We start from the raw sequence: 24,421 nt of genomic DNA, 5'->3' as shown, positions 1-24,421 counted from the left end.
CCGGTTTCCAAATCCGGTATTGCATTGCGCCACGTCCGGACCGGATGATGGCGTGCCCGTCGAGGTTTCCGCGCCATTCGCACCGGATTGAAAACCCGAAACCCTGTCGAAGGAGACCGACATGAGAGACGGCATCTTCTCAACCGCTGCAAGCGGTGCAAACGCCGAAGCCGCGCAGCATTTCAACGCCGCCATGCGTGCCTTGAACATCTATCGCGGAGACCCTGTTGCGCTGGCCGACCAGGCGATCGAAGCTGCGCCCGAATACGCCATGGCCCATATTCTGAAGGGCTATCTGTTCGGATTGGCGACCGAACCCGAGGCAGCGTCCGAGGCAAGGTCGATACTGTCGACCGCCCGCAATCTCGCCAAGACCGACATCGAGACATCGCATGTTGCAGCCCTTGAGGCGCTTCTCGCCAACAACTGGACCGAGGCGGCTGTCAGGTTGGACCGCCACAACATGGAGTTCCCGAACGATATCCTGGGGTTGCAGGCAGGGCACCTGATGGACTTCTACCGCGCCAACGCACGCGACCTGCGTGACCGGATTGCGCGGGTGCTGCCGCAGTGGTCGGACGACCAGCCCGGTTATGCCGTTGTTCTCGGCATGTATGCCTTTGGGCTGGAGGAGGCCGGGGACTATGCCCGCGCCGAGGAAGTCGGTCGAGAAGCGGTCGAGCGCGAGCCGCTGGACTGCTGGGCGCACCACGCTGTCGCGCATGTCCTTGAAATGCAGGGGCGCGCCGAAGACGGTATCGAATGGATGGCATCGCGCGAACCTCATTGGTCCGGCGATGACAACTTCTTTAAGGTGCACAACTGGTGGCACAAGGCGCTTTATCACCTCGATCTCGGCCAGTCCGACAAGGTCATCGAGCTCTATGATACCAAGGTCCGCGGCGAGGCGAGCCAGGTGGCGCTCGACCTGGTCGATGCCTCCGCGCTGCTCTGGCGTCTGCACCTGGAAGACCACGATATCAGCGATCGCTGGGCTGAGGTCGCAGAAAGCTGGGACAATCACGCCGACGGCAAGCTCTACCCGTTCAACGACTGGCACGCCGCAATGGCTTATCTGGGGGCCGGGCGCACCGAAGAGGTCGACCGGATCCTGAACCAGTATCGTTCGGCCGCCGAGAGCCGCGATGAGACCGCGCGCTGGGCCAAGGCGACCGGCCTGCCTCTGATCGAGGGCTTCCGGGCGTTTTGGGAGGGGCGGTTCGGCGATGCGGTCGATATGCTCCACCGGCCGAGGTTCGTGGCGAATTCCTTCGGAGGAAGCCACGCGCAGCGCGACATCATCGACTGGACATTGACCGAAGCCGCGGTGCGGTCGGGCAATCGCGGGATTGCGGAAGGGTTGAGCAGCGAACGTCTTGCCTTGAAACCGCACAGCCCGATCAACGCACGCTTTCTGAAGCGCGCGAGCGCACTCGAGGCGCCGCTTGTCGCCGCTGAATGAGGTCGCGCAGCCCGCGCGTTTCGCGGTTCTTGCACTGACCCATTGACGCCATTCCGGCCCGGTGATGCCCAAGGCAGCCGGGCCGGATCCCCTGACGTGGATCGAACGGCTTTTGTACCCGTTTGCCGGCCTTGCCCGTCTCTGACACGCTTCTGCGCTGGCTCTAATCGCCCGCCACGAAGAAGCGCCATCGCCCGTCCGGCGAAATGCCGGCGCGGTAGAAGATATAGGCGCCGAATGCCCGCATGTCCTCGAAATCGCCGGATGTGACCAGCTTGAACAAATCGACCCTTTGGGTTGGCGACAGGTCCTCCAGCGGCGTTGCCACGAAATAGGGCCACACGAATGTTTCGTTGGGTGTGCCCGGATCGTAGATCGCATAGCCGGCCTCGAGAACCTCGATCAGGATCGCAAGAATCTCGTGACCCTCCTGGTCGCCCGACAGGCTGCGCAGAAACGCCACCGGATCGCCCTCGTAGCCGCCAAGCGACAGCTGGGTCATCTCCTCGCCGCTGCCGATCAGCGGGCGCAACGCCTCGAAGTCGGCGCGCTGTGCGGCTTCCATGATCATGGCGCGGGTGCGGCGGACCGCTTCCGGCAGCTCCTCGATGCCACCGCCGACAACCGGATCGGCGGAATCGAACGCGTCACCGCCGCCGCCGGGTACGGCAAGCGGATTGTCGGGATCCTGCGACATTGTGCGGTTGAAAGGCTCGGGCAGCGGAACGATGTCGGTGGGCGGTGGGGCGATGGGATCGCCCCCGATCTGCGTATGCGCCGGGCCTGCGGTGACGACAACAACAGCCAAGCCGATCGCGCACAGCAAGCGCAACCGCCGGTTCTGCCTAACGCGCCCGGTGCCTTGCATCATCCATGCCTCTGACGGACCGTGCCGTTGTTACTGCAAAGACCTGTTGGGGGAGAACTCCCCGGTCAAAATCCGGTCTCGCAATGTGTCGACCAGCGCTAATGCCGCTTCCTCGCCGAGTTCCCGGATCGTCTCTTCGAGAGCCGTGGAAATCGCCGCATCGGCCAGGATGTCGGGTTCGATACCCTCCATGACCCCGTCCGCCCATGCTTCGCTCTGGAACTCCAGCGCCGCCACCCGTTTTTCCCGGGCGATCAATTCTTCCATTTCGTTGGTCGTCACGTCCATGATCGAAAGCCGTACAAAGCCAAATTGGCACACTCACTTTACAGGCTGTTAACATATCAGCAGAGCGGCGGGAAAAAAAAGGGGCAACGGCGATAAACGTTAATGTGTGGCTAACGCGTGTTCACAAGTCCTTACTCGGAATATCGGCTGGTGATGTTTCGCGTGATCTCCGCGCCTTCTTTCATGTACCGGTCAATGGCGTCGAGCGCCTGGCGCGTGCATGAGACATAGACGCTGTCGAAGGACCGGTAGCCGCGATTGAAGCTGGCGATCATGCGCGAGCGGCGCAGCGGCTCGGGGTTTTCGACAGTCAGCATTTCCTGCATGCGCTCACGCCACAGATTGGATTCCTCGCCGCACAGATTGCGCAGGTAGTGGACCGATCCGAGGACTTCCGCCAGCCGCAACAGGTCGGCGTCATAGGGCGGGGCATTCGATCCCTGGGCAAGCCCGGGCGTGCCGCCCAGAACCAGCATCGCGCCTGCAAGACACGCCAAACCGCGTTTGTGTTTCGCCTTCGCCAAAGAAGTCTTCCGTTTCCGCCCGAACCAAGTGCTTCGCATGTAGCCGATTTTCGGGGCCGCCGCCAAGCGCGCCGGGTTTCGCGGGCGATATCGGCTTCTATTTAGCGATTTCGATGTCCGGATAAAAGGCGTGCGCCACGAAGGCGAAGGTCACGTCATAGGCGATGTCTGCACCGTCCTTCATGACGGTGATCGTGCCGACCTCGCGGCCGGTCGCAATCGATGCCGTGTCAAGCGCCGAACGCTGACCGGCGGCCCAGTTCACCTCATAGCCGGCGCCACTCCAGCCGCTGCCTTCGCGCACCTTGTTCATCGTCATGATCAGCGGGTCGGCACCGTCGCGCCGCACCACGACGACGCGTTCCATCGGATCGATGTCCGGCGGCAACTGGCCGTCATAGAGGAAGGGCCGCGAGGTGTCGTAAAACGCGTAAGGATTGCGTCCGTAATCGCGCATGTTCGGGTTGCTGGGCACCAGTACCTTGCCGTCCGGGTTTTCCGCCTTGAACTCCGCCCAGGACTGCAACCGCGACGGCAGCAGGGTCAGCATCTTGCCGGCATGGATGCCGGCGACGGAATCGCCCGAAAACTGTTGCCACCAGCTGTCCGACGCGCGGTCATACATGATCAGGTTGGAATCCTTCAGCTTGCCGGTCGTGCCGAACTCCAGCACCTCGTCATCAAGCCGGCGGTCGAAGGTCAGCGACGAATTGCACAACGGGCAGTAGGTGACCGCGACCGGCACGCCGCCGACCGTGTCGTTGACGATCTCGTGCCATGTGACGATGCGGATCGGATAGGCGCGCGCGTCGCCATTGATGGCAAGCCCGATCACCGGCTCCTGCTCGTCCAGCGAGGTCTCCTCGGCGATCGCGATGAATTGCGGATCGTCGATGGAGGGGATGCCGTCGCGCGGCGGCCCGCCCGACAGGACGCGTTCGAGATTGATGGTGACATTCTCGAAATCGGTGCGCCAGCCTTCCGCTTTCCAGCGCAACGGATCGGCGCCGGCGGTCGCGGTGACCGCCACAACAAGGGCTGCAATGGAAATCACTGTCTTGAAAACTCTGCGCATGGTCGCCTCCGGCCGTGCCTCGCGAAACAATGCGTCCGGGCTATCGCGGATCGCCCGGTCCGGCCAATAAATCCCCCTCACGATTTGTTGAGCGGTCGACCGCGGCTTCACGCCCGCGCGCCGGCGTCGATGTCGCGCGCATAGTCCAGCACCGCGCCGGTCAGCCGCATCGACTGCATTTCGCCGAGCGTCACCCATCGCGCCTCGACGGCATCGTCGCCGGCGACCGGCATGCCGACGGCCGTGCCGGCGTGGACGGCGAGCAGGAAATGGTGCTGCGGTTCGTCGCCGATCAGTTCCAGGAGCCGGAAAAACCGGATATCGCCCGCCTCAAGCCCGGTTTCCTCGAAAAACTCGCGCCTTGCGGCGTCGGCCAGCCGCTCGCCGAACTCGACGCGCCCGCCGGGAAACGCCCACAGCCCCTCGGCTGGCGGTCGACCGCGCTTGACCAACAGGAACTTGCCTGTTTCGGGATGCCTTGCGGCCAGCGAGACGGCGACCATCGGAATTGCCGGCGTTGCGGATGTGTCCAACTTGTTCTAGCCCGTTGCTGGAAACCTGCTGGAATGGGTACACCAACGGAGCTGGAAGACAACAGCGCTTGTCCTTTCGGCAGACGCGCCCGGCGACGGAGAAAGCCTGATGTGCGGCCGCTTTTCACTTTTGCATTCGCCCGAAGAGGTGCAGGCCTTCTTCGCGCTCGAAGAGCTGGAAGATTTTCCGCCGCGTTACAACATCGCGCCGACGCAACCGATCCTGACGGTCGTGCCCGCGCCGCAACCCGATCCCGGCTCCAACCGACCCGACCGCGCCGCGATACTGATGCGTTGGGGGCTGATCCCGTCCTGGGTGAAGGACCCGAAGGAGTTTCCGCTGCTGATCAATGCGCGCAGCGAGACCGCGGCGCAGAAGAATTCGTTTCGCGCCGCCATGCGCCACCGCCGCGTACTGGTTCCTGCCTCCGGTTTTTACGAATGGCGGCGCGACAAACCGGCAAAGCAGTCGCAGGCCTACTGGGTGCGCACCGCCGATGGCGGCCCGGTCGCCTTTGCGGGGCTCGCCGAAACATGGATGGGAAAGGACGGCTCGGAAATCGATACCGTCGCCATCCTGACAACAGCCGCGACGCCGCAATTCGCCCGCATCCACGACCGCATGCCGGTCGCGATCCCGCCGCATGAGTTCGCCCGCTGGCTCGACTGTATGAACCAGGAACCGCGCGATGTCGCCGATCTCCTGCGCCCCGCCGAAGACGGCTTCTTCGAGCCGGTGCCCGTTGCCGATCTCGTCAACAAGGTCGCCAATTCCGGTCCAGAAATCCAGGACCGCGTCGAGCCGAAGCCGTTTGCGGCGGATGGCGGGCAGGGTGAGGCGCCGGACGAGGGCGAGACGCACGACAAGCCCGGCGGCGACCAGATGAAACTCCTCTAGAGACCACGCATGATTGCATCCCCGATCCTGTCGGCCGGTGTCTCCGGCTTCGCGCTCGGCGCCACGCTGATCATCGCCATCGGCGCGCAGAACGCCTTCATTTTGCGGCAGGGGCTGCTGCGCCAGCATGTCTTCGTTCTGTGCCTTGTCTGCGCACTGTCGGACGCCGCGCTGATCGCACTTGGCGTTGCCGGCTTCGGTGCGCTGATCGCCTCCAACGAAACCGCGATCCGGCTGGTCACCTGGGCCGGCGCGGTCTTCCTGTCGGTCTATGGCGTCATCGCGCTTTCGCGGGCCTGGCGGCCGCAAGCCTTGCGCGCGGCGGGCGAGGGCGGCGGTCCGCTCTGGCCGGCGCTCGCCACCTGCCTGTCGTTCACCTTCCTCAATCCGCATGTCTATCTCGACACGGTGGTGCTGCTCGGCGGCATTTCCGCCGGTTTCGAGGGCCAGGCGCGGCTTGCCTTCGCGCTCGGCGCCATGGCGGCGTCATTCGTGTGGTTCTTTGCGCTCGGCTACGGTGCGCGGCTGTTGCAGCCGGTGTTTGCGCGGCCTGCGGCATGGCGCGTGCTCGACGGTTTGATCGCCATTGTCATGTTCGCGCTGGCGGCAAGCCTCGTTCTATGAGGTCTTGCGGCTTGCCTTTACGGCAAAGCCCTGCAATGGAAACCGCGCAATCCGAAGGACACGACCATGACCGGCACACAAGCGATCACGCTCTACAACACGCTGGATCGGCAGAAGGAGCCGTTTCAGCCGATCGACCCGCAAAATGTGCGCATGTATGTCTGTGGACCGACGGTCTATGACTACGCCCATATCGGCAATGCGCGCCCGGCCATCGTCTTCGACGTGCTGTTCCGGCTGCTGCGCCATGTCTATGGCGCCGACCACGTCACCTATGTCCGCAACATCACGGATGTCGAGGACAAGATCACTGCGCGCGCCCTGCGCGATTTCGGCGACGAGATCGATGCCGGACGCATGGGTCTGAACGATGCGCTTCGCGCCGTCACCGAGAAGACCGCCAACCAGTATCTGGAAGACATCGCCGCGCTCGGGTGCATGGAACCGACGCACCAGCCGCGCGCCACCGAGCATATCGACGGCATGGTCGCGATGATCGGTTCGCTGGTCGAACGCGGCCACGCCTATGTGGCGACCGGCAACGAGGGCAGGGAGGTGCTGTTCGACGTCGCCTCCATGCCCGACTATGGCGGCTTGTCGAAGCGCAATCTCGACGAGCAGCAGGCGGGCGCACGCGTCGCGGTCGAGGCGCACAAGAAAAACCCCGGCGACTTCGTCTTGTGGAAGGAATCCTCGGCCACCGAACCCGGCTGGGACGCGGAGTTCGATGGCACCGCCATCTATGGCCGGCCCGGCTGGCATATCGAGTGCTCGGTGATGAGCGAACATCATCTCGGCAAGATCTTCGATATCCATGGCGGCGGGCTCGATCTGATCTTCCCGCACCATGAAAACGAGATCGCCCAATCCTGCTGCGCGCATGGCACCGACCGCATGGCCAATTACTGGATGCACAACGGCTTCCTGCAGGTGGAAGGCCAGAAGATGTCGAAATCGCTCGGCAACTTCCTGACCATGTTCCAGTTGATGCATGCCGAGGAGTTCGGCGGCCGCAAATGGCCGGGCGAGGTGCTGCGGCTGGCCATGCTGATGACCCATTACCGCGAGCCGATCGACTTTTCGGTGCGCCGGCTGGAGGAGGCCGAGGCGATCCTTGCCCGGCTGTGGCGGCGCGCCGGCGAGGCGACCGACAATGGCAGCCTCGACACCGTGGTCGAAAGCCTCGCCGACGACCTCAACACCGTCGAGGCGATCCGCGCGCTGGGCGCGCTGTCCGGGGCGCCGCTGCGCGCCGGCCTCGAACTGCTCGGCCTGCCGCCGCAGGCGCCGACCGACGACATCGATCTCGATGCGGTTCAGGCGGCCATTGACGAGCGTCTGGCTTTCATCGCCGACAAGAACTGGGCCGAGGCCGACCGCATCCGCGACGAATTGCTGGCCAGGGGCGTGCAGCTCAAGGACGGCAAGGACCCGGAAACAGGCGCGCGGGTAACCACATTCGAGGTGAAGCGGTGAGCGACGAACTCGAGCTCAGCATCGATCACATCACGCTGAGCGTCGCCGATTTCGGGCGCGCCAAGGCCTTCTATTCGGCGCTCCTGCGCCCGGTCGGGCTTGAGATCGTCGCCGAGGTCACCGCCGAGCAGTCCGGCTCCGTGCCGTTCGCCGGCTTCGGTCGCGGCAGAAAGGGCAATCTGTGGATCGCCGAGGACGGTCCACAGTCGCCGGCCACCCACATATGCTTTCGCGCGCCGTCAAGGGCCGCGGTGCGCGCTTTTTACGAAGCGGGATTGGCCAATGGCGGCACTGACAATGGTGGTCCCGGCATCCGCGAGATCTATCATCCGGCCTACTATGCGGCCTTCGTGCTTGACCCCGAAGGGCACAATATCGAGGCGGTCTGTTTCGAACCGGAAGCTGGCGACCGATAGCGGGCCGTCACGGTGCGCCGTATCTCCCCCGCAAGGGGGGAGATACGAGACCCCGCCCGTTGCACAAGTTTTTAACGCATTTTGGCGTTTCTCCAACGAATTCAATCGCATAGTCCACGCGCGCCGCAAAACTTGTGCAACGCATCCGAGCCTCCCTTATGATCGTCCCGCCTTCTTTTGGAAGCCGGGTCTAGAACCGACCACCCGGAAGAGGGACGGTGCCCGGTGGGGTGAGGAGTGCGCGACCGCTGGTTGGTCAATCGGCAGCGATCTGTCGATTGGAGCGACGAACGCCCGGAACGAAAGTGAAGGGCCGGCGGTCGTGTCAGGTAACTCACCTGGGTGATGAACCCCCACGCCGGGGCGGCATGAAGCGGCGCGCGCAGTCTTGTTTTCCCGGACAGAGTTCCGGGCCGCCGACCGAAGCTGCAAGAACGCCGAGCGGGCGGTCCGAGGATCGCTATACCTTTTAGACGTTGCGATGCTTTGACCGCCCGTCTTCCTGCTCCAGAACAATCCGGCCCCGAAAGAGGGGCGCGGCGGCGATGCTGCGCGACCATTCTTCCCCGAAAGGTGGCATGTCGATTTCCCGCTTCTCGGTCACTCAACCGGCCTGTAGGATAAATGAAGGTTCCATTTCTACCGGGGAAATCGGCATGACCAAGACCAGCCAATCCGGTGGTTGCCAGTGCGGCGCGGTGCGTTACCGCGTCGAGGCTTTCGGCCGCGCATCGATCTGTCACTGCCGCATGTGCCAGAAGGCGTTCGGCGGCTTCTATGGTCCGCTGGTCGCCACGCAAGGGCTGGTTTGGACACGCGGCAGGCCGAAGCATTTCCACAGTTCCAACCGCAATTGGCGCGGTTTCTGCGAACAATGCGGCACGCCGCTGACCTATGAGTTCGAAGGCGGCGTGGAGGTCGCCATCGGAACGCTGGACGACCCGACGCTCGCGCCGCCGACAGTGCAGATCAATTGCGCCGACATGCTGCCATTTACCGATGGCCTGCACGCGCTGCCGGAAACCGAGCCGGCGCTAGCGGCGGGCGATGCGGAATGGAATGCCGGCGTGGTCAGCCGCCAGCACCCCGACCATGACACCGAAACCTGGCCCCCGGAGAAAAACGATGGCTGAACGCAACCCGCAGATGCAGATGCCCAGATGGCTGCTTTACGGCCTGATCGGCAAGGGGCTGTTGGTCGTTGTGATCGTCGCCGCTGTGCTCTATTACGCCGGAATCTTCTAATACGGACCGGAATCCGCACATTCCGGTGGACGGTAATGGCACGCGAACGCATCTATCTCTTCGACACGACCCTGCGCGACGGGCAGCAGACGCCCGGTATCGACTTTTCGGTCGAGGACAAGATCGCCATTGCCGCCATGCTGGACGAGTTCGGCGTCGATTATGTCGAGGGCGGCTATCCCGGCGCCAATCCGACCGACACGGCGTTTTTCGAGCGCAAGCGCACGCAAAACGCCTCATTTGTCGCCTTCGGGATGACCAAGCGGGCCGGCGTGTCGGCGGCCAACGATCCCGGTATTGCGGCGCTCAACGGCTCCAAGTCCGACGCGGTCTGCTATGTCGCAAAGAGCTGGGACTACCATGTGCGCGTGGCGCTCGGCTGCTCCAACGAGGAAAATCTCGAAAACATCCGCCAGTCGGTCGCCGCGACCGTCGCTGCCGGTAAGGAGGCAATGGTCGATTGCGAGCATTTCTTCGACGGCTACAAGGCCAACCCCGATTACGCGCTTTCCTGTGCGAAGACTGCGCTGGACGCCGGCGCGCGCTGGGTGGTGCTGTGCGACACGAATGGCGGCACCCAGCCGCATGAGGTCCGCGCCGCCGTCGACGCGGTGATCGCGGCCGGCGTGCCGGGCGAGCGGCTCGGCATTCACGCCCATGACGACACCGGACAGGCGGTGGCCAACTCTCTGGCCGCCATCGACGCCGGGGCCCGGCAGGTGCAGGGCACGCTGAACGGTATCGGCGAGCGCTGCGGCAATGCCAATCTCGTCACCATAATCGGCAATCTCGCATTGAAGCCGGCCTGGGCCGAGCGCTTCGAGATCGGGATCACCGATGACGGTCTTGAGGGGCTGACGCGCCTGTCGCGCGGTTTCGACGAATTGCTGAATCGCTCGCCGGCGCCGCAGGCGCCCTATGTCGGCGGATCGGCCTTCGCCACCAAGGCGGGCATCCACGCCTCCGCGCTGGCCAAGGACCCGTCGACCTACGAGCATGTCGCGCCGGAGATGGTCGGCAACAATCGCCATGTGATGGTTTCCGACCAGGGCGGCAAATCCAATTTCATTGCCGAACTGCATCGCCGGGGCATTTCGGTCGCCAAGGACGATCCGCGCCTCGACACGCTGATCGCCATCGTCAAGGAACGCGAGGCGACCGGCTATGCCTATGAGGGCGCGGATGCCAGTTTCGAGCTTCTGGCGCGGCGCACGCTGGGCGACGTGCCGCAGTTCATGGAAGTCGTGTCGTTCCGCTCGTTGGTCGAGCGGCGGCACAACGCCATCGGCAAGGTGATCACGGTCGCCGAGGCCGTCGTCAAGGTGAACATCGACGGCGAGGAGCGCATGTCGGTCGCCGAAAGCGCCAACGGTCCGGTCAACGCGCTCGACATGGCGTTGCGCAAGGATCTCGGCAAGTACCAGGCCGAAGTCGCCGATCTGGAACTGGTCGACTACAAGGTGCGGATCCTCAATGGCGGTACCGAAGCGGTAACCCGCGTGCTGATCGAATCCGCCGATGCGACGGGCCTGCGCTGGTGGACGGTCGGCGTTTCGGAAAACATCATCGACGCCTCCTTCGAGGCGCTGATGGATTCGATAACCTTCAAGCTGATGAAAAACCGCGGCCACGCCGGACTGGCGGCGGCGGAGTAAGGGCGCTGTCGCGCACCGCCGTTTGTACCGGTGACAATCGCCGCTTTGCCGGCTGCGCGGTAAAGGTGTAATCAGCCCGGATGGTTACAGACGCCGCACCCGTCCAGACGCAGCAGCAGCGCGAGCCCCTTGCCGGCTTCGTCTATGCGATCAGCGCCTACGGGCTGTGGGGCTTCTTCCCGCTCTATCTGAAGGCGGTCGATCACATCCCGGCATTCGAGGTGGTGGCCCACCGCGTCGTCTGGTCGGTGCCCGTCGCCGGGCTGCTGATCATTCTGCTGAGGCGGACATCGGATCTGCGAGCTGCCTTCCGCTCGCCGCGCACGCTGGCGCTGGCCGGGCTGACTGCCAGCCTGATCTCCGTCAATTGGGGCATCTACGTCTGGGCGGTCGCCAACGAACAGACGATGGAGGCGGCGCTCGGTTATTACATCAATCCGCTGGTCAATGTGGTGCTGGGCGCTCTGTTCCTCGGCGAGCGCTTTACCCGGCTGCAAGCGCTGGCGATTGCCCTTGCGGCGATCGCGGTGTGCATCTTGACGATCGCGGCAGGCGGCCTGCCATGGGTGGCGCTGGTGCTGCCTGTGACCTTCGGGTTCTACGGCTTCTTTCGCAAGACATTGCCGATCGGCCCGTCACAGGGCTTCATGCTGGAGGTGCTGTTGCTGTCGCTGCCGGCGCTCGGCGTGATCGGTTGGCTGGCGGCGCAGGGCACGGGCCACTTCATCACGACGGGCGCCGGCGACTTCGGCCTCCTGCTGCTGGCCGGTCCGACCACCGCCGCGCCGCTGATCCTCTACGCCTTCGGCGCCAAGGCGCTGCGCTTCACGACCATCGGTATTCTGCAATACATCGCCCCGACGATGATGTTCCTGATGGCGGTTTTCGTGTTCGGCGAGCCGTTCTCGACCCTGAGACTGGTCGCCTTCATGTTCATCTGGGCGGCACTGGTTCTCTACACGATCTCGCTGTTCCGCCCGGCGCGCGCGGCTTAACCAAGCCGACAGCCGCCCGGAAGGTGGTGCTTGACGCTCCGGCCGCGCGCCATAGGCTGTGGTTACGAACCGCCGGAGAAGATATGCGGATATTGATTGGGCGCATTGCATGGATCGCGCTGCTGCCGCTGATGGTGGCGGTGGCGTTCCTGCTCGACGGCGCGCCGCCACGGGCCGCTGACGGACCGCGCATATTCGTCAACCAGCACGGCTATCTGCCGGATGGCCCGAAACGGGCGACGGTCGCCTCCGCTTCGGTCGGTCCGCTGGCGTTTGAAGTCGTCGACAAGACGGGGCAGGTGGCGTTCTCCGGGCGGACAGAGCCGCGCGGTTTCGATACGTCGGCGGGGCTGGAGGTTCATATCGCCGACTTCTCGGAGTTCACGGGCACCGGCGATGGCTTCGTGTTGCGGGTTTCAGATGGCGCGAGCTACCCCTTTGCCATTCGCGGCGGCCTCTATCGCGACCTGCGCACCGATGCGCTCGGTTACTTCTATCTTGCCCGCTCGGGCATCGAGATCGACGCTGCGCTGGTCGGCGAGGCCTATGCGCGGCCGGCGGGCCATGTCTCGTCGCCTGCAGACGGCGCGCGCAACAAGGGCGACCGCGACGTGCCCTGCCAGCCTGCTGAGGTCAGCCTCAGGGTCTATGGCGAACCGTGGACCTGCGACTACACGCTAAGCCCGGTCGGCGGCTGGTATGACGCCGGCGATCACGGCAAGTATGTCGTCAATGGCGGTATCGCCGTGGCGCAGCTTCTGTCCGCCTACGAATGGGCGTTGCGTCTCGGCACCGCCGATACGCTCGGCGACGCCGCGCTCGCCGTGCCGGAGGCCGGCAACGGCGTGCCCGACATTCTCGATGAGGCGCGTTGGGAGCTGGATTTCTTCGCCAGGATGATCGTGCCCGAAGGCGACCCGCTTGCCGGCATGGTGCACCACAAGCTGCATGACGATGCCTGGACCAGCCCGCCGCTGCTGCCGCACCGCGCCGACAAGCGGCGGAAACTGCATCGCCCGTCGACCGCCGCGACCCTGAACGCCGCGGCGACCTTCGCGCAGGCGGCGCGCCTGTTCGAGCCTTACGATCCCGCTTATGCCGGCGAGTTGCGCGATCATGCGTCGTCTGCTTGGACCGCCGCACTGCGGCATCCGGAAATCTATGCCACGCCGGAGGATGGCCAGTCGGGCGGCGGTCCCTATGACGACCGCGACGTAGCGGACGAATTCTTCTGGGCGGCGGCGGAACTGTTCATCACGACCGGCGATGTTGCCTATCTGGAACGGTTGCGCGCTTCGCGCTTCGCGGGTGGGGGAGTGTTCGTACCGCGCGGCTTCGACTGGAACTACGTAGCGCCGCATGCCTGGTTGCAACTGGCGCTGCACGCCGAAAGATTGCCCGACGCTGACGCGGTTCGTACCGCGCTGGTCGCCCATGCTGAAAGTCTTGCCGGCCTGAGCGAGTCCAATCCCTTCGGCCACGCCTATGCACCGCCTGGCGGCAACTACCAGTGGGGTTCGTCACATCTTGTGATCCAGAACGGCATATTGCTGGCTGCCGCCTTCGAACTGACCGGGGATCGGCGGTTCAGAAACGCGGCGATCGAGGCGGTGGACTATGTGCTCGGGCGCAACGCAATGGCCAACAGCTATGTCACCGGCTACGGCACGGTCTATTCGAGGAACCAGCACTCGCGATGGTTCGCAAACCAGGTCGATCCGGCGCTGCCCAATCCCCCCAAGGGGTCGTTGTCGGGCGGACCCAATTCCGATTACATCGATCCGGTGGCCAAGAAACATTTCGCGCAGACCGGTTGCGCGCCGCAGGCCTGCTATGTCGACGATATCGAGAGCTGGTCGACCAACGAGATCACGATCAACTGGAACGCGGCGCTGGTGCAGTTCGCAAGTTGGCTGGCGGCGCAGTAGGGCTGGTATCTAAAGTCGTTCGATGATCTCGGCGTCGCCACCTTTCGGCTCCGCTGCGTCCATAATGGCCGGAATGATCTTTTCCGGGGAATCGACGACAATCGGGCCGACACGGTGTCCGGTATGGATAAATCCGCACTCGCGCATGTGATCGATCAGAATGGTGAGCGGATTCCAGAAACCCTTGAAATTCGCCAGCACGATCGGCTTGGTGTGCTGGCCGAGCTGCGCCCAGGTCATGATCTCGATGACTTCCTCGAGCGTTCCGATGCCGCCCGGCAGGGTCACGAAGGCGTCGGCCGCCTCGAACATGCGGTGCTTGCGCTCGTGCATGTCTTCGGTGACGACGAGTTCGTCCAGCCGGCCCAGCGCGCTTTCGGTTGCTTCCTTTTCCATCAGGAAACGCGGGATAATGCCGGTAACCTTGCCGCCGGCCTGCATGGTGCCTTCCGCGACTGCGCCCATCAGGCCCTTGGTGCCGCCGCCATAGACCAACCTGAGGCCGGCTTCGCCGATGGCGCGGCCAAGAGTTTCGGCGGCAGCCATGTATTCCGCATCATTGCCTGGCGAGGAGCCGCAGTAGACGCAAACCGAGGTGAGGGGATTCGTAGCCATCCTCTCCTGTTGCCAATCCAGCGGCAGCCGTCAAGCCGTTGTGGATGCTTTCTCCCAATTCGGCTCAGATACCACAATGCGTGTTGAGCGCGCTCGCCAGCGGGTGCTAGATAGAGCCATTCAGACATGGGGTAGGTTTGCATGAATACGCGTTCGGTTTCGGCATGGATTTTCGGTGTCGTCCTTCTGTTGGTCGCATTGGCAAATACACCTCCGGTAGCCGAGAGGCTGAATGCGCTGTTGGGCAAATCCGGCGACGCATCGCCGATGAGCGCGGATATCGCGCCGGCAGACGACGCGGCGCCGGTAACCGCAGGCGGCGAGGAAGCGGAAACCGCGCCACTTGCTGAGGCCGGGGACGCTGAAACAGAGCAGCAGGTCGAGGCTGTTGGCGAGGCCGGTGATACCACAACGGACGGGCAGGCCGAGACTGCGGTTGAAACCGAGGGTGCGGTACCGGCGGAGGAAGCCGACACGCAAGCCGCTGAAACCGCATCCGAGCCGGAAGCTTCCGACGAGGCCGCATCGACCGAGATCGCATCTTTGCCGGAGGAAGCCGCTGAGCCGGCCGCCGAACCGACCGTAATCGTGCCGTCATTCGGTCTGTTGCGCGTCGAACCCGATGGTTCGACCGTGATTGCCGGACAGGCCGGCCCCGATGCCGAAATCGAGGTCCTTGCCGGTGCCGACAAGATCGCATCGACGCGTGCTGCCGCCAATGGCGATTTTGTGGCCATTCTCGACACACCACTGGCACCGGGGGACTACGAGATCGTGCTGCGCGCGACCGAAACCGACGGTGAGGTGGCGATGTCGCAGGAAACGGCGATTGTCAGCGTGCCGGAAGAGGGGCGGGAAGGCGAGTTGCTGGCGCTGGTCGAGGAACCGGGCGCACCGTCACGCCTGATCAACACGCCGGAACCGGACGAAGCCGCGCCTGGCGCGCCGGCCCCGGAACCGGAAGTTACCAATGCTGAAGCCTCGATTTCCGATGAAGCTGCCACGCAGCAAGCTGCAGAGGTCGGCCAAACCGGGACGGCGGCTGAACCTGCGGCCGAGACCGTCGCCGAGGCCGGACAACCGGAGGCGGCAACACCAGAGGCCGAGGCGGAAACCAAGGCGGAAACCAAGCCGGAAGCCGAAGGAGAAACCGAGGTCGCTGCGGCACCTTCTGCGCAGGCGGAGGAGCCGGCTGTAGAAGAACGCGAGCGCGCAGGCGAGGTTCGCATCGAAGCCGTGGAGATTGACGGCGAGACCGTATTCGTCGCGGGTGCCGCGCCTCCCGGTGCGCAGCTGCGGGTCTATGCAAATGACATTCTGCTGGGCGACACCAATGTTGGCGCTGGCGGTCGCTTCCTGATCCAGGTTGATCGCGAATTGCCGGTTGGCGACTACATCATGCGCGCCGACATGATCGACCGTGCCACCGCCGATGTGGTGATGCGGGCGGTGGTGCCGTTCACTCGGAGCGAGGGCGAAAGGATCGCCGCTGTGGCGGTCGAGGAAGAAACACCCGCCGAACCCGAGCAGTCCGCTACCGCAGCGGCTGAAACCGCACCGCAGCCGGAACCCCAAGATGTCGCGGGCGCGGAACCTTCGGTGCCGGCCGAGCCGGCGCAGCAGCAAGAAACCGCTACCGCGCCAGAGGTTGTGGATGCTGGCGAAACCGGCGCGGCCACAGGCGACGATGCGTCGTCCACGCCGGCCGACGAGCCTCAGGCCGTTGCCAGCGCCCCGGCCGCCGAAGCGGAACAGCCGGAACCGCAGCAAGAGTCTGCGGCCACGCCCGAACCCGAGGCTGAAGCAGAGGCGACCGCTCAGCCTTCCGGCGAGAGTGAGACCGTTACGGTCGAGACGTCCACGTCGGTGGCCACCGAAGCTGCGCCGGCTGCAGCCGAGGAGCCGCAGGCGGTTGCCAGCGCAGCGGCCGAGCAACCGGCGGAACTGGAAGAGGCGGCCGATCCGTCCATCCCGGTCACGACCACGACGCTACGCACCACCAACTCGTCCGTGATCATCCGGCGTGGCGACACGCTGTGGCATATCTCGCGCCGCGTCTACGGCCGGGGTATCCGTTACACAACGATCTATCTGGCCAACCAGAACCAGATCGCGGATCCCGATCGTATCTGGCCTGGCCAGGTCTTCGCGCTGCCCGAAAAAAATGTGCAGCAGGACGAGGGCTAGCCGGACCGGCGACAAACGTTCCGGGACTTCACCGGGATTGCATGTCAGCCCCTTCCATCGTATATCGCCGATAAACGATGGAAGCGGCCGATGGCGGACGATGCGATCACTGAACAGCTTGCAGCACTGGCCCATCCGGCGCGGCTTGACATCTTGAAGCATCTTTCGGCGGCCGACACGTGCAATTGCGGCGATGTCGTGCGGGTCCTGCCCTATGCACAGTCGACCGTGTCGCAGCATTTACGGGTGTTGCAGGAAGCAGGGCTGGTAACCCGCGAACGTGACGGACAGCGCTCGCGGTATGCACTAGACCGCGCTGCGCTACGGCTGCTCTCTCAACAGTTTGAGCAGATCATCGACCAATGCTGCTCCGAAAAATGCTGCGTAGCCGCCTCCGGTACGCGGGACAACGATTGATAGGAACCGACTTGCCGAACAAGACAGTTTCCGCTGACAGCGGCTCGACCCTCAGGACGATTCGCAATCTGTGGCCCTATATGTGGCCGTCGGATCGTCCCGACCTGAAGCTCAGGGTTGTCTATGCGACCGTGTTCCTGATCGCGTCGAAGCTCGTCCTGATGCTCGTGCCCTACTCGTTCAAATGGGCGACGGATGCGCTGAACGGCGAATTGACAGCTGCGGACTGGATACCCGTTTTCTTCCTCGGTCCGGTCATGCTGGTCGTCGCATACAATTTCTTCCGGATTGTTCAGTGGGGCTTCAATCAGCTGCGCGACGCATTGTTTGCCAGCGTCGGCCAGTATGCGGTGCGCCAGCTTGCCTACCGGACCTTCGTGCACATGCATGGATTGTCGCTGCGCTTTCATCTCGAACGTCGAACCGGCGGCCTGTCGCGGATCATCGAACGCGGCACCAAGGGAATCGAGACCATTGTCCGCTTCACGATCCTCAACACGGCGCCGACCCTGATCGAGTTCGCGCTGACAGCGCTGATCTTCGGTTTCGCCTATGGCTGGGAGTATGTCGCGGTCACGGCCGTCATGATCTACGCCTATGCGTGGTTCACAATCCGGGCGAGCGACTGGCGGATCCAGATCCGCCGCGACATGAACAACTCCGACACCGATGCGAATACCAAGGCGATCGACTCGCTGCTGAATTTCGAGACAGTAAAATATTTCGGCAATGAGGAGATGGAGGCGCGGCGTTTCGACCAGTCCATGGCAGGCTATGAAAACGCCGCAACGCGTGTCTGGACATCACTCGGTTGGCTGAACTTTGGTCAGGGGCTGATCTTTGGGGCCGGGTTGTTGATCATGATGTGGATGTCGGCGCGTGCCGTGCAGGCTGGCGAGCAGACAATCGGCGACTTCGTCTTCATCAACGCCATGCTGATGCAGCTTTGGCTTCCGCTGAATTTCATCGGCTTCATTTATCGCGAAATCCGCCAGGGCCTGACCGACATCGAGCAGATGTTCGATCTCCTGGACGTGGACGCCGAGATACGTGACAAGCCGGGGGCGGCGGAACTGACGGTCGCGAAAGGCGAGGTCGAATTCGACAATGTAGAGTTTGCCTATGATCCCGAGCGCCCGATCCTCAAGGGGATCAGCTTCAAGGTGCCTGCGGGCAAGTCGGTCGCCATCGTCGGACCGTCGGGTGCCGGCAAGTCGACAATCTCGCGGCTGCTCTACCGTTTCTATGACGTGCAGGACGGATCGGTGACGATAGACGGGCAGGATGTGCGGGACGTGACGCAGAAATCGCTGCGTGCTGCCATCGGTATGGTTCCACAGGACACGGTGCTGTTCAACGACACGATCCGATACAATATTCGCTACGGCCGCCCGGATGCCACCGACGAGGAGGTCGTCAAGGCCGCTGAAATGGCGCAGATCGGCGATTTCATCCAGTCGCTGCCCGACAAGTTCGACAGCATGGTCGGCGAACGCGGCCTGAAGCTGTCCGGCGGTGAAAAGCAGCGGGTGGCAATCGCACGCACGATCCTGAAGGCGCCGCCCATCCAGGTGCTCGACGAGGCCACCTCGGCGCTCGACACGGCAACCGAGCAGGAAATCCAGCAGGCGCTCGATCTGGTGTCGCGCGGCCGCACGACGCTGGTGATTGCGCACCGGCTGTCCACCGTTGTCGGTTGCGACGAGATCATCGTGCTGCGCGACGGGCTGATCGCCGAGCGCGGCAAGCATGGCGAGCTGATGGAAATCGAGGGCGGCCTCTACCGCAACATGTGGGAACGTCAGAGCGAGGCGATCGAGGCGGAGCGCAGATTGCGCGAGGCGCGCGCCACCGACGAGCTCGGTGTCATCGACCGCAAGCGCCTGTCCGACCCGGCCGCCACAAGCGGCAGCTGAAGTCCCGGCGCACTCCAAATCCGGTGTAAGCCTCGACCCGGCCGGTCGGGGTGGATTGCCATGCGGGCGGCGACTGCATAGATGAAACCTGCAGTTTGAGGGAGAAGTGCGTGAGCCTGGTCGATACAATCCGAAATTCGGTTGCGCCGGTCCACCGGGAAGGATGGCCATTCGTTGCCGGGTTCGCGGTGCTGGCGATCGTTATCGGCTGGATTTGGGATCCGCTGTTTTATATCGGCGTGGCATTGACGGCTTGGTGCGCGTACTTCTTCCGCGACCCGGAGCGTGTGACACCCGTTGACGACGACTTCGTCATCAGCCCGGCCGACGGCAAGATTTCTGCCATCGGCCCTGCTGTGCCGCCGGAAGAGCTGGGGCTTGGCATCGAGCCGATGACCCGTGTCTCGGTGTTCATGAATGTCTTTTCCGTACACATCAACCGGACTCCCGTACGCGGCCGGATCACCCGTGTCGCTTACCGGCCCGGCAAGTTTCTGAACGCGGATCTCGACAAGGCAAGCCGGGAAAACGAACGCAATGGCCTGGTCATCGACGGACCGCATGGGGCGCTTGGCGTGGTGCAAGTCGCCGGCCTAGTGGCTCGCCGCATCGTGTGCTGGGCGGGTGAGGGCGAAGCGCTGTCGGTGGGCGACCGGTTCGGCCTGATCCGTTTCGGCTCGCGCGTCGATGTCTATCTGACTTCCGAGGCCGCAATTCGCGTTTCTGTCGGCCAGACGGCCATTGCTGGCGAAACGGTCCTTGCCGAATTTGGCGGGCGCGCAGCGACTCCACTCAGCCGCTCGAGTTGATGCCATGATCGACAAGGACGGACCTTTTCCCCCGTTTGAACCGGACGGCCCTTCTGACCCGGAAACCGGTGAGGCCAATCCGCGGCTGCGTGACATTCCCCTGCGCTTCGTGGTTCCCAACATCATCACCGTGCTCGCCATCTGCGCCGGGCTGACCGGTGTACGGCTCGCTTTCGAGCATCAGTTCGACATCGCTGTTGCCATGGTGCTGCTGGCGGCGTTTCTGGACGGTATCGACGGGCGGGTGGCCCGGCTGGTCAAAGGCAGTTCGAAATTCGGCGCGCAGATGGATTCGCTTGCCGACATTATCAATTTCGGCGCGGCGCCTGCGCTCGTCCTTTATGCGTTCGCGCTCGACGAGGCTCGTTCGCTCGGTTGGATCGCGGCGCTGCTCTACGCGATTGCATGCTGCCTGCGGCTCGCGCGTTTCAACGTGATGATGGAAAAGCGCGACCGTCCGAGCTGGCAGGGCGCCTATTTCACAGGCGTGCCTGCGCCGGCTGGCGCGTTGCTCGTCCTGCTGCCGGTCTATCTCGGTTTTCTCGGCTTTGCGCCCGACTGGTATTATGCCTCGGTCGTGTCCTTCTACACGGTCGGCATCGCCTTTCTGATGGTCTCCAATCTGCCGGTTTGGTCCGGCAAGACGCTGGGTGCGCGCATTCCGCCGGCCAAGGTCGTGCCGCTCATCCTGGGCGTCGTGCTCTACGTCGCATTGCTGGCGACGTTCACGTGGGAAACCCTGACGCTGTCGGTACTCGCCTATCTCGCATTCCTGCCCTACAGCCTGCGCATGTGGCGCAAGCGCGAAAGGCAGGAGGCCGAGGCGTTGGCGGAGTGATCAGGCGTTCAGGCGCTTCAATTCGACCGTGAAACGTTCTAGGCGGCGCGGTCACCGCGGCCGAGGCGGCCCAAAATCCATTTCTTTGTCGATACGTAGTCGATCTTGCCGGAGCCGAGGACCGGAATCTGCTTGATTGGCAGCACCTCCGAGGGAACCATCAGTTCGGTAACCCCGCTTTTCTTGCCGTATTCGACGATCGCCTGCTTGTCGGGATCGTGCCGGGTGGTCGCCAGAACGATCCGCTCGCCCTTGCGCCGGTCGGGCACCGACACCGCCGCGTGCTGATCCTCTGGCCACAGCGCCTGAACCAGCATCTCGACCGCACCGAGCGACACCATCTCGCCGGCAATCTTGGCAAAACGTTTGGCGCGGCCGCGCACCGACACGTAGCCTTCGCGGTCGATGGCGACGATATCGCCCGAATCATGCCAGCCGTCACCGAGCGGCTGCAGCTCGCCCGGCCGGTCGGCCTTCATGTAGCCGAGCATGACATTTGGCCCGTGAACCCACAATTCTCCGGCATCCTCGATACCCTCGACCGGTTCGACGCGGGTGCTGATGCCCGGAAAAATCCGGCCAACCGTGCCGGGGCGTTCATGCGTCGAGGTGTTGGCGGCGACCACCGGTGCCGCCTCGGTCATGCCGTAACCCTCAAGCACCTTGCAGTCGAAACGGTCGCGATAAAGCTCGCGCGTTTGCGCCTTGACCGCTTCCGCGCCGGCGACAACGAAACGCAGGCTGGAAAAGTCTGTGTCCTTTGCGGTGCGCGCATAGCCCATCAGGAACGTGTCAGTGCCAAACATGATCGACGGCTGTATCCGCGCCGCGGCCGCCGGGATCAGCTTGTAGTGCAGCGGCGAAGGATAAAGGAACAGCCTCACGCCATAGAGCAGGGGCAGCACGGTGCCGCCTGTCAGCCCGAAGGAGTGGAAGACCGGCAGCACGTTGAACAGCGTGTCCTCGACCGAGATCGAGAAGCGCGATTCCGCCTGCGCGGCATTGAAATGGATGTTGCGGTGGGACAACACCACGCCCTTCGGCGTGCCTTCGGAGCCCGAGGTAAACAGGATGATAGCCGGATCGTTGGCATCAATCCGACCGACGGGGCGCTGCCAGTTCAGCAATCCGGCTATTTTCTCCGGTGTCGTAACGGTCTCGCGCAGATCTTCCAGCCAGACAATCGCCGTGCCGTTTGCCTCGATGGCGTCGATAACAGGCTGCAGATCCGCCTTTTCGATGAAGGCACGCGATGTGAGGACCGTGTTGATCCGGGCTGTGTTGATTGCCGAAACCACATTCGCCGGACCGGCGGAATAGTTGAGCATCGCCGCAACCCGGCCGGCCGATTGCAGCGCCAGGAACGTCACCACCACGCCATTGGCGTTCGGCAGCAGCACGCCCATGGCTTCGCCCGGTCGCGACATCGCGGCGAAGCGGCGCCCCAACACCCGTGCGCCGATCAGCATGCGCTTGTAGCTCAGCGAACCCGTCACCGTGTCTTCAAGAATGACCCGCGACGGGCCGTATGTCCGCGCCGCGTCGACGAACGCGCCGAACAATCCGCGCGACAAATCGGCTGAGCTTGCCCGCACGAGCGCCATTCTGTCGAACAGCGCATTGCGGGCTGTTCCGCGCACCGCGCTGCCATTCTCGACCGGCCTGGTCAGACGTTCCGCTGGAGCGGTGTGCAGGCTTAATGCCGGAAAGCGCTGGCGTGGCGCCTTGCTCTCTGCGGTGAAGGACGAGGGCAGGAAGCGCGCGTTTTTCAGGTAGAGCGGTTTGACATGCGCATTCGATTTACGCGCCAGCAGCGCGACCGCGCGGTAAAGCCTGAACGCGCGCGGGTCCGGCTCGACGTTTTCGGGGAAATAGACAGCCAATCGGCCGTTGCCCTTGAGATGGCGCAGCAATCGCCGGTTTGCCGCCATGTGCTCGCGGTCGAACACGATGGACTTGGCCAGCGGGCGGAACAGTTGCACCAGCCAGGTTCCGGCCGACTTGGGATCGAGCACGTGCAGCGTGTCGTCAGGCAGCAGCGCCTGAAAGATCGCCGCGTCGTGTGTCGACTGCTCGCTGATCGCGTAGATGATTGGCCGCGCCGTTTCCTTGTGCCGGCCGAGCCGGCTTGTATCGATCCGGTAGATCAGCTTGAGTGGAGCGAAAACCATGCCTTGCCGGAAGCTGATTGCGCTCGCATTCGCTTCCCGCAGTGCTGTTCCCACCCAGAGGATGGCTATGGCTGCTATGCACAGGCCGATGACGATCGTCAAAGGGCTCCTCCCTGTCATTTTCCACAGGTCTTGGTGCCCGCTTAGCGGAAAATGATACCGGCTATAGGAAATCGGTCAATCCGAAAATGTGTCCCTGCGTCGTCAGGCGCTTTCGCGCAGCATGGGAATGTGAGGCTGATACCATCGCCAGGTTCCAATGGACGAGGTGTACATCGGCTTTCGCACCTGGCCGGCGCTCGCCGTACGCACAACGCGGCGCGTCTTGTTGAATTCCAGGCATTTCGGCTCGAATGGCAGGCTGGCACGGTGCAGCAATGACCGGATTCCCTGCTCGGGATTGCTGACAAGCGCCTCGTAATTCACCTCGATGATGTTGTCGCCGAACAGTCCGTTCCAGTGATCCATCAGCCGGCTGTAGAGACAATAATAGTCGCGCAATATGTCCAGATCGTAGCTGAAGTGGTGACCGCCCGAGGGGAAGAAAGTCTTGTATAGCGACATGCAGGTGTCGCGCGGGTCGCGCGTGCAGTGAATGATGCGCGCCTTCGGAAACATCAGGCGGATCATCCCGATAAAGATGAAGTTGCCGGGTAATTTGTCGGTGTGAACCTGATTCGCGGCGAGGCCCGCGCGCGCATCGGCAAGGTAGTCGCGGGCCATGGTGCCGACCTCATCTTGCGTCAGGAGCGGCGCGGATTCGGGGAACCCACCTGCGTCGAGGCCGCCGAGGCCGGCGAAAACGGTGCGCGGAAGAAAGGCCAGTTCGCCGGCGCCTGTTACCGTGGAGTGGCTGGCAAGGATCTGCTCGACAAGCGTGGTTCCCGACCGTGGCATGCCGACAATGAAGATCGGGCTTGCATCGCGATTGCCGAAATCGGTGCGCTCCTCGAAGAAATGCCGATCGAAGGTCGAGGCAATCTGCTGGAACTCGCTGCGCGTTGACGCGATCGAGTATGCGGTCTGCCGGTCACGAACGCGGTTTCCCTCCCGAAAGTGATAAAATGCGCTCGCGTAGTTCTTGTTCAACTCTTCGATTTTACCGAGCGCGAAATTGAGCTGCATGTACTGATCGCTGTCGGGGAACGCATTGCGATAGGCATTGCGGATGCGCGTTTGCTGCCTTTCGCTGACAGAGTCGGCGATCATCGAAAACGACAACATGGCGCTGGCGTGGTTCGGGTCGAGCCGCATGACGGCTTCGTACTGTTCCAGCGCTCGGCCGATTTCGCCTATGTCGCGCAGCGCCTGCGCCAGTCCGTACCGCGCTTCGGTAAAGTTCGGGTTCCGGAAGAGCGCCTTCTCGTAATGGGTGATCGCTTCCTCCACGGCGCCCGTTGCGGCATAGGCATGCGCGATGTTCGCATGCAGCAGGCTGTTGTACGGTTGGATCGAAAGCGCCTGTTGGTACATGTGCAGCG

The 24,421-nt window shown here is 63.5% G+C and carries 22 protein-coding genes; 14 read left to right on the top strand and 8 right to left on the bottom strand.

What is annotated here, in order from left to right; genetic code table 11:
- Positions 1-121: 121 nt before the first annotated feature.
- Entirely contained in the window at positions 122-1,462 is a 1,341-nt protein-coding gene (locus ACO06R_RS15970) for a tetratricopeptide repeat protein (protein WP_421852170.1), read from the top strand.
- A 163-nt stretch (positions 1,463-1,625) separates the two neighbouring features.
- Here the strand turns inward: ACO06R_RS15970 and ACO06R_RS15965 are convergent, their stop codons facing one another.
- From ACO06R_RS15965 to ACO06R_RS15945, 5 genes are all read right to left on the bottom strand, one after another.
- Complete coding sequence (locus ACO06R_RS15965) at positions 1,626-2,333, bottom strand: hypothetical protein (RefSeq protein ID WP_421852167.1); 708 nt, start codon at positions 2,331-2,333, stop codon at positions 1,626-1,628.
- A 27-nt stretch (positions 2,334-2,360) separates the two neighbouring features.
- Positions 2,361-2,618 (bottom strand): hypothetical protein, encoded by a 258-nt coding sequence (locus ACO06R_RS15960; protein WP_421852164.1) that lies wholly within the window; start codon positions 2,616-2,618, stop codon positions 2,361-2,363.
- A 131-nt stretch (positions 2,619-2,749) separates the two neighbouring features.
- Positions 2,750-3,094: a TIGR02301 family protein gene (locus tag ACO06R_RS15955; protein WP_421859449.1), complete on the bottom strand. Its 345-nt coding sequence runs from the start codon at positions 3,092-3,094 to the stop codon at positions 2,750-2,752.
- A 145-nt stretch (positions 3,095-3,239) separates the two neighbouring features.
- Complete coding sequence (locus ACO06R_RS15950) at positions 3,240-4,217, bottom strand: DUF3179 domain-containing protein (protein ID WP_421852161.1); 978 nt, start codon at positions 4,215-4,217, stop codon at positions 3,240-3,242.
- 107 nt (positions 4,218-4,324) lie between these two features.
- Positions 4,325-4,750: an NUDIX hydrolase gene (locus ACO06R_RS15945; RefSeq protein ID WP_421852158.1), complete on the bottom strand. Its 426-nt coding sequence runs from the start codon at positions 4,748-4,750 to the stop codon at positions 4,325-4,327.
- A gap of 109 nt (positions 4,751-4,859) precedes the next feature.
- On the opposite strand from ACO06R_RS15945, the gene ACO06R_RS15940 reads away from it, so the two are divergent.
- The 8 genes from ACO06R_RS15940 to ACO06R_RS15905 all read left to right on the top strand — a co-directional run bounded on the left by ACO06R_RS15940 (position 4,860) and on the right by ACO06R_RS15905 (position 13,987).
- Entirely contained in the window at positions 4,860-5,648 is a 789-nt protein-coding gene (locus ACO06R_RS15940; RefSeq protein ID WP_421852155.1) for an SOS response-associated peptidase, read from the top strand.
- Positions 5,649-5,672: 24 nt separating this feature from the next.
- Positions 5,673-6,272, top strand: a complete 600-nt coding sequence (locus ACO06R_RS15935; protein WP_421859446.1) for a LysE/ArgO family amino acid transporter — start codon at positions 5,673-5,675, stop codon at positions 6,270-6,272.
- 66 nt (positions 6,273-6,338) lie between these two features.
- A complete protein-coding gene (cysS, locus tag ACO06R_RS15930) occupies positions 6,339-7,748 on the top strand; it encodes a cysteine--tRNA ligase (protein ID WP_421852152.1) in 1,410 nt (469 codons plus the stop codon).
- Complete coding sequence (locus ACO06R_RS15925; RefSeq protein ID WP_421852149.1) at positions 7,745-8,164, top strand: VOC family protein; 420 nt, start codon at positions 7,745-7,747, stop codon at positions 8,162-8,164. The genes cysS and ACO06R_RS15925 overlap by 4 nt, the downstream gene beginning before the upstream one ends.
- Positions 8,165-8,820: 656 nt before the next feature.
- Positions 8,821-9,297 carry a GFA family protein gene (locus tag ACO06R_RS15920; RefSeq protein ID WP_421852146.1) on the top strand — a complete coding sequence of 159 codons (477 nt, stop codon included), beginning with the start codon at positions 8,821-8,823 and terminating at the stop codon, positions 9,295-9,297.
- Between the two features lie 147 nt (positions 9,298-9,444).
- Entirely contained in the window at positions 9,445-11,064 is a 1,620-nt protein-coding gene (gene cimA / locus ACO06R_RS15915) for a citramalate synthase (protein ID WP_421852143.1), read from the top strand.
- Positions 11,065-11,144: 80 nt separating this feature from the next.
- Positions 11,145-12,059: an EamA family transporter RarD gene (gene rarD / locus ACO06R_RS15910; protein ID WP_421852140.1), complete on the top strand. Its 915-nt coding sequence runs from the start codon at positions 11,145-11,147 to the stop codon at positions 12,057-12,059.
- Positions 12,060-12,142: 83 nt separating this feature from the next.
- On the top strand, positions 12,143-13,987 hold the full coding sequence (locus tag ACO06R_RS15905; RefSeq protein WP_421852138.1) for a glycoside hydrolase family 9 protein: 1,845 nt from the start codon (positions 12,143-12,145) through the stop codon (positions 13,985-13,987).
- Between the two features lie 9 nt (positions 13,988-13,996).
- Here ACO06R_RS15905 and ACO06R_RS15900 read toward each other — a convergent pair whose 3' ends face one another.
- Positions 13,997-14,602 (bottom strand): TIGR00730 family Rossman fold protein, encoded by a 606-nt coding sequence (locus ACO06R_RS15900; RefSeq protein ID WP_421852135.1) that lies wholly within the window; start codon positions 14,600-14,602, stop codon positions 13,997-13,999.
- A gap of 141 nt (positions 14,603-14,743) precedes the next feature.
- Between ACO06R_RS15900 and ACO06R_RS15895 the strand changes: the two genes are divergently transcribed.
- The 5 genes from ACO06R_RS15895 to pssA all read left to right on the top strand — a co-directional run bounded on the left by ACO06R_RS15895 (position 14,744) and on the right by pssA (position 20,769).
- On the top strand, positions 14,744-16,789 hold the full coding sequence (locus ACO06R_RS15895) for a LysM peptidoglycan-binding domain-containing protein (protein ID WP_421852132.1): 2,046 nt from the start codon (positions 14,744-14,746) through the stop codon (positions 16,787-16,789).
- 90 nt (positions 16,790-16,879) lie between these two features.
- Positions 16,880-17,206, top strand: coding sequence for an ArsR/SmtB family transcription factor (locus ACO06R_RS15890; protein WP_421852129.1), 327 nt, complete (start codon positions 16,880-16,882; stop codon positions 17,204-17,206).
- Between the two features lie 11 nt (positions 17,207-17,217).
- The gene (locus tag ACO06R_RS15885; RefSeq protein WP_421852126.1) at positions 17,218-19,122 is read left to right on the top strand and encodes an ABCB family ABC transporter ATP-binding protein/permease; all 1,905 of its coding nucleotides are present in this window, start codon (positions 17,218-17,220) and stop codon (positions 19,120-19,122) included.
- A gap of 110 nt (positions 19,123-19,232) precedes the next feature.
- Positions 19,233-19,931, top strand: coding sequence for a phosphatidylserine decarboxylase (locus tag ACO06R_RS15880; RefSeq protein WP_421852123.1), 699 nt, complete (start codon positions 19,233-19,235; stop codon positions 19,929-19,931).
- Between the two features lie 4 nt (positions 19,932-19,935).
- Positions 19,936-20,769, top strand: a complete 834-nt coding sequence (pssA, locus tag ACO06R_RS15875) for a CDP-diacylglycerol--serine O-phosphatidyltransferase (protein WP_421852120.1) — start codon at positions 19,936-19,938, stop codon at positions 20,767-20,769.
- Positions 20,770-20,807: 38 nt separating this feature from the next.
- On the opposite strand, the gene ACO06R_RS15870 is transcribed toward pssA, so the two are convergent.
- The gene (locus ACO06R_RS15870; RefSeq protein WP_421852117.1) at positions 20,808-23,042 is read right to left on the bottom strand and encodes an AMP-binding protein; all 2,235 of its coding nucleotides are present in this window, start codon (positions 23,040-23,042) and stop codon (positions 20,808-20,810) included.
- 102 nt (positions 23,043-23,144) lie between these two features.
- Entirely contained in the window at positions 23,145-24,413 is a 1,269-nt protein-coding gene (locus tag ACO06R_RS15865) for a tetratricopeptide repeat-containing sulfotransferase family protein (RefSeq protein WP_421859444.1), read from the bottom strand.
- Between the last annotated feature and the right edge of the window lie 8 nt (positions 24,414-24,421).

The sequence above is a fragment of the Oricola sp. genome (assembly GCF_965230365.1).
Classification (GTDB): Bacteria; Pseudomonadota; Alphaproteobacteria; order Rhizobiales; family Rhizobiaceae; genus Oricola.
Note: the sequence above shows the minus strand (reverse complement) of the source record. Positions and strands in the feature narration are given on the sequence as shown.

What these genes read in the sequence shown, in the direction of transcription:
- ACO06R_RS15895 (WP_421852132.1), top strand. Translation starts at nt 14,744, where the DNA reads ATGAATACGCGTTCGGTTTCGGCATGGATTTTCGGTGTCGTCCTTCTG.
- ACO06R_RS15865 (WP_421859444.1), bottom strand. Translation starts at nt 24,413, where the DNA reads ATGTACCAACAGGCGCTTTCGATCCAACCGTACAACAGCCTGCTGCAT.
- ACO06R_RS15960 (WP_421852164.1), bottom strand. Translation starts at nt 2,618, where the DNA reads ATGGACGTGACGACCAACGAAATGGAAGAATTGATCGCCCGGGAAAAA.
- pssA (WP_421852120.1), top strand. Translation starts at nt 19,936, where the DNA reads ATGATCGACAAGGACGGACCTTTTCCCCCGTTTGAACCGGACGGCCCT.
- ACO06R_RS15920 (WP_421852146.1), top strand. Translation starts at nt 8,821, where the DNA reads ATGACCAAGACCAGCCAATCCGGTGGTTGCCAGTGCGGCGCGGTGCGT.
- cimA (WP_421852143.1), top strand. Translation starts at nt 9,445, where the DNA reads ATGGCACGCGAACGCATCTATCTCTTCGACACGACCCTGCGCGACGGG.
- ACO06R_RS15905 (WP_421852138.1), top strand. Translation starts at nt 12,143, where the DNA reads ATGCGGATATTGATTGGGCGCATTGCATGGATCGCGCTGCTGCCGCTG.
- ACO06R_RS15890 (WP_421852129.1), top strand. Translation starts at nt 16,880, where the DNA reads ATGGCGGACGATGCGATCACTGAACAGCTTGCAGCACTGGCCCATCCG.
- rarD (WP_421852140.1), top strand. Translation starts at nt 11,145, where the DNA reads ATGGTTACAGACGCCGCACCCGTCCAGACGCAGCAGCAGCGCGAGCCC.
- ACO06R_RS15970 (WP_421852170.1), top strand. Translation starts at nt 122, where the DNA reads ATGAGAGACGGCATCTTCTCAACCGCTGCAAGCGGTGCAAACGCCGAA.
- cysS (WP_421852152.1), top strand. Translation starts at nt 6,339, where the DNA reads ATGACCGGCACACAAGCGATCACGCTCTACAACACGCTGGATCGGCAG.
- ACO06R_RS15955 (WP_421859449.1), bottom strand. Translation starts at nt 3,094, where the DNA reads ATGCTGGTTCTGGGCGGCACGCCCGGGCTTGCCCAGGGATCGAATGCC.
- ACO06R_RS15940 (WP_421852155.1), top strand. Translation starts at nt 4,860, where the DNA reads ATGTGCGGCCGCTTTTCACTTTTGCATTCGCCCGAAGAGGTGCAGGCC.
- ACO06R_RS15900 (WP_421852135.1), bottom strand. Translation starts at nt 14,602, where the DNA reads ATGGCTACGAATCCCCTCACCTCGGTTTGCGTCTACTGCGGCTCCTCG.
- ACO06R_RS15965 (WP_421852167.1), bottom strand. Translation starts at nt 2,333, where the DNA reads ATGATGCAAGGCACCGGGCGCGTTAGGCAGAACCGGCGGTTGCGCTTG.
- ACO06R_RS15950 (WP_421852161.1), bottom strand. Translation starts at nt 4,217, where the DNA reads ATGCGCAGAGTTTTCAAGACAGTGATTTCCATTGCAGCCCTTGTTGTG.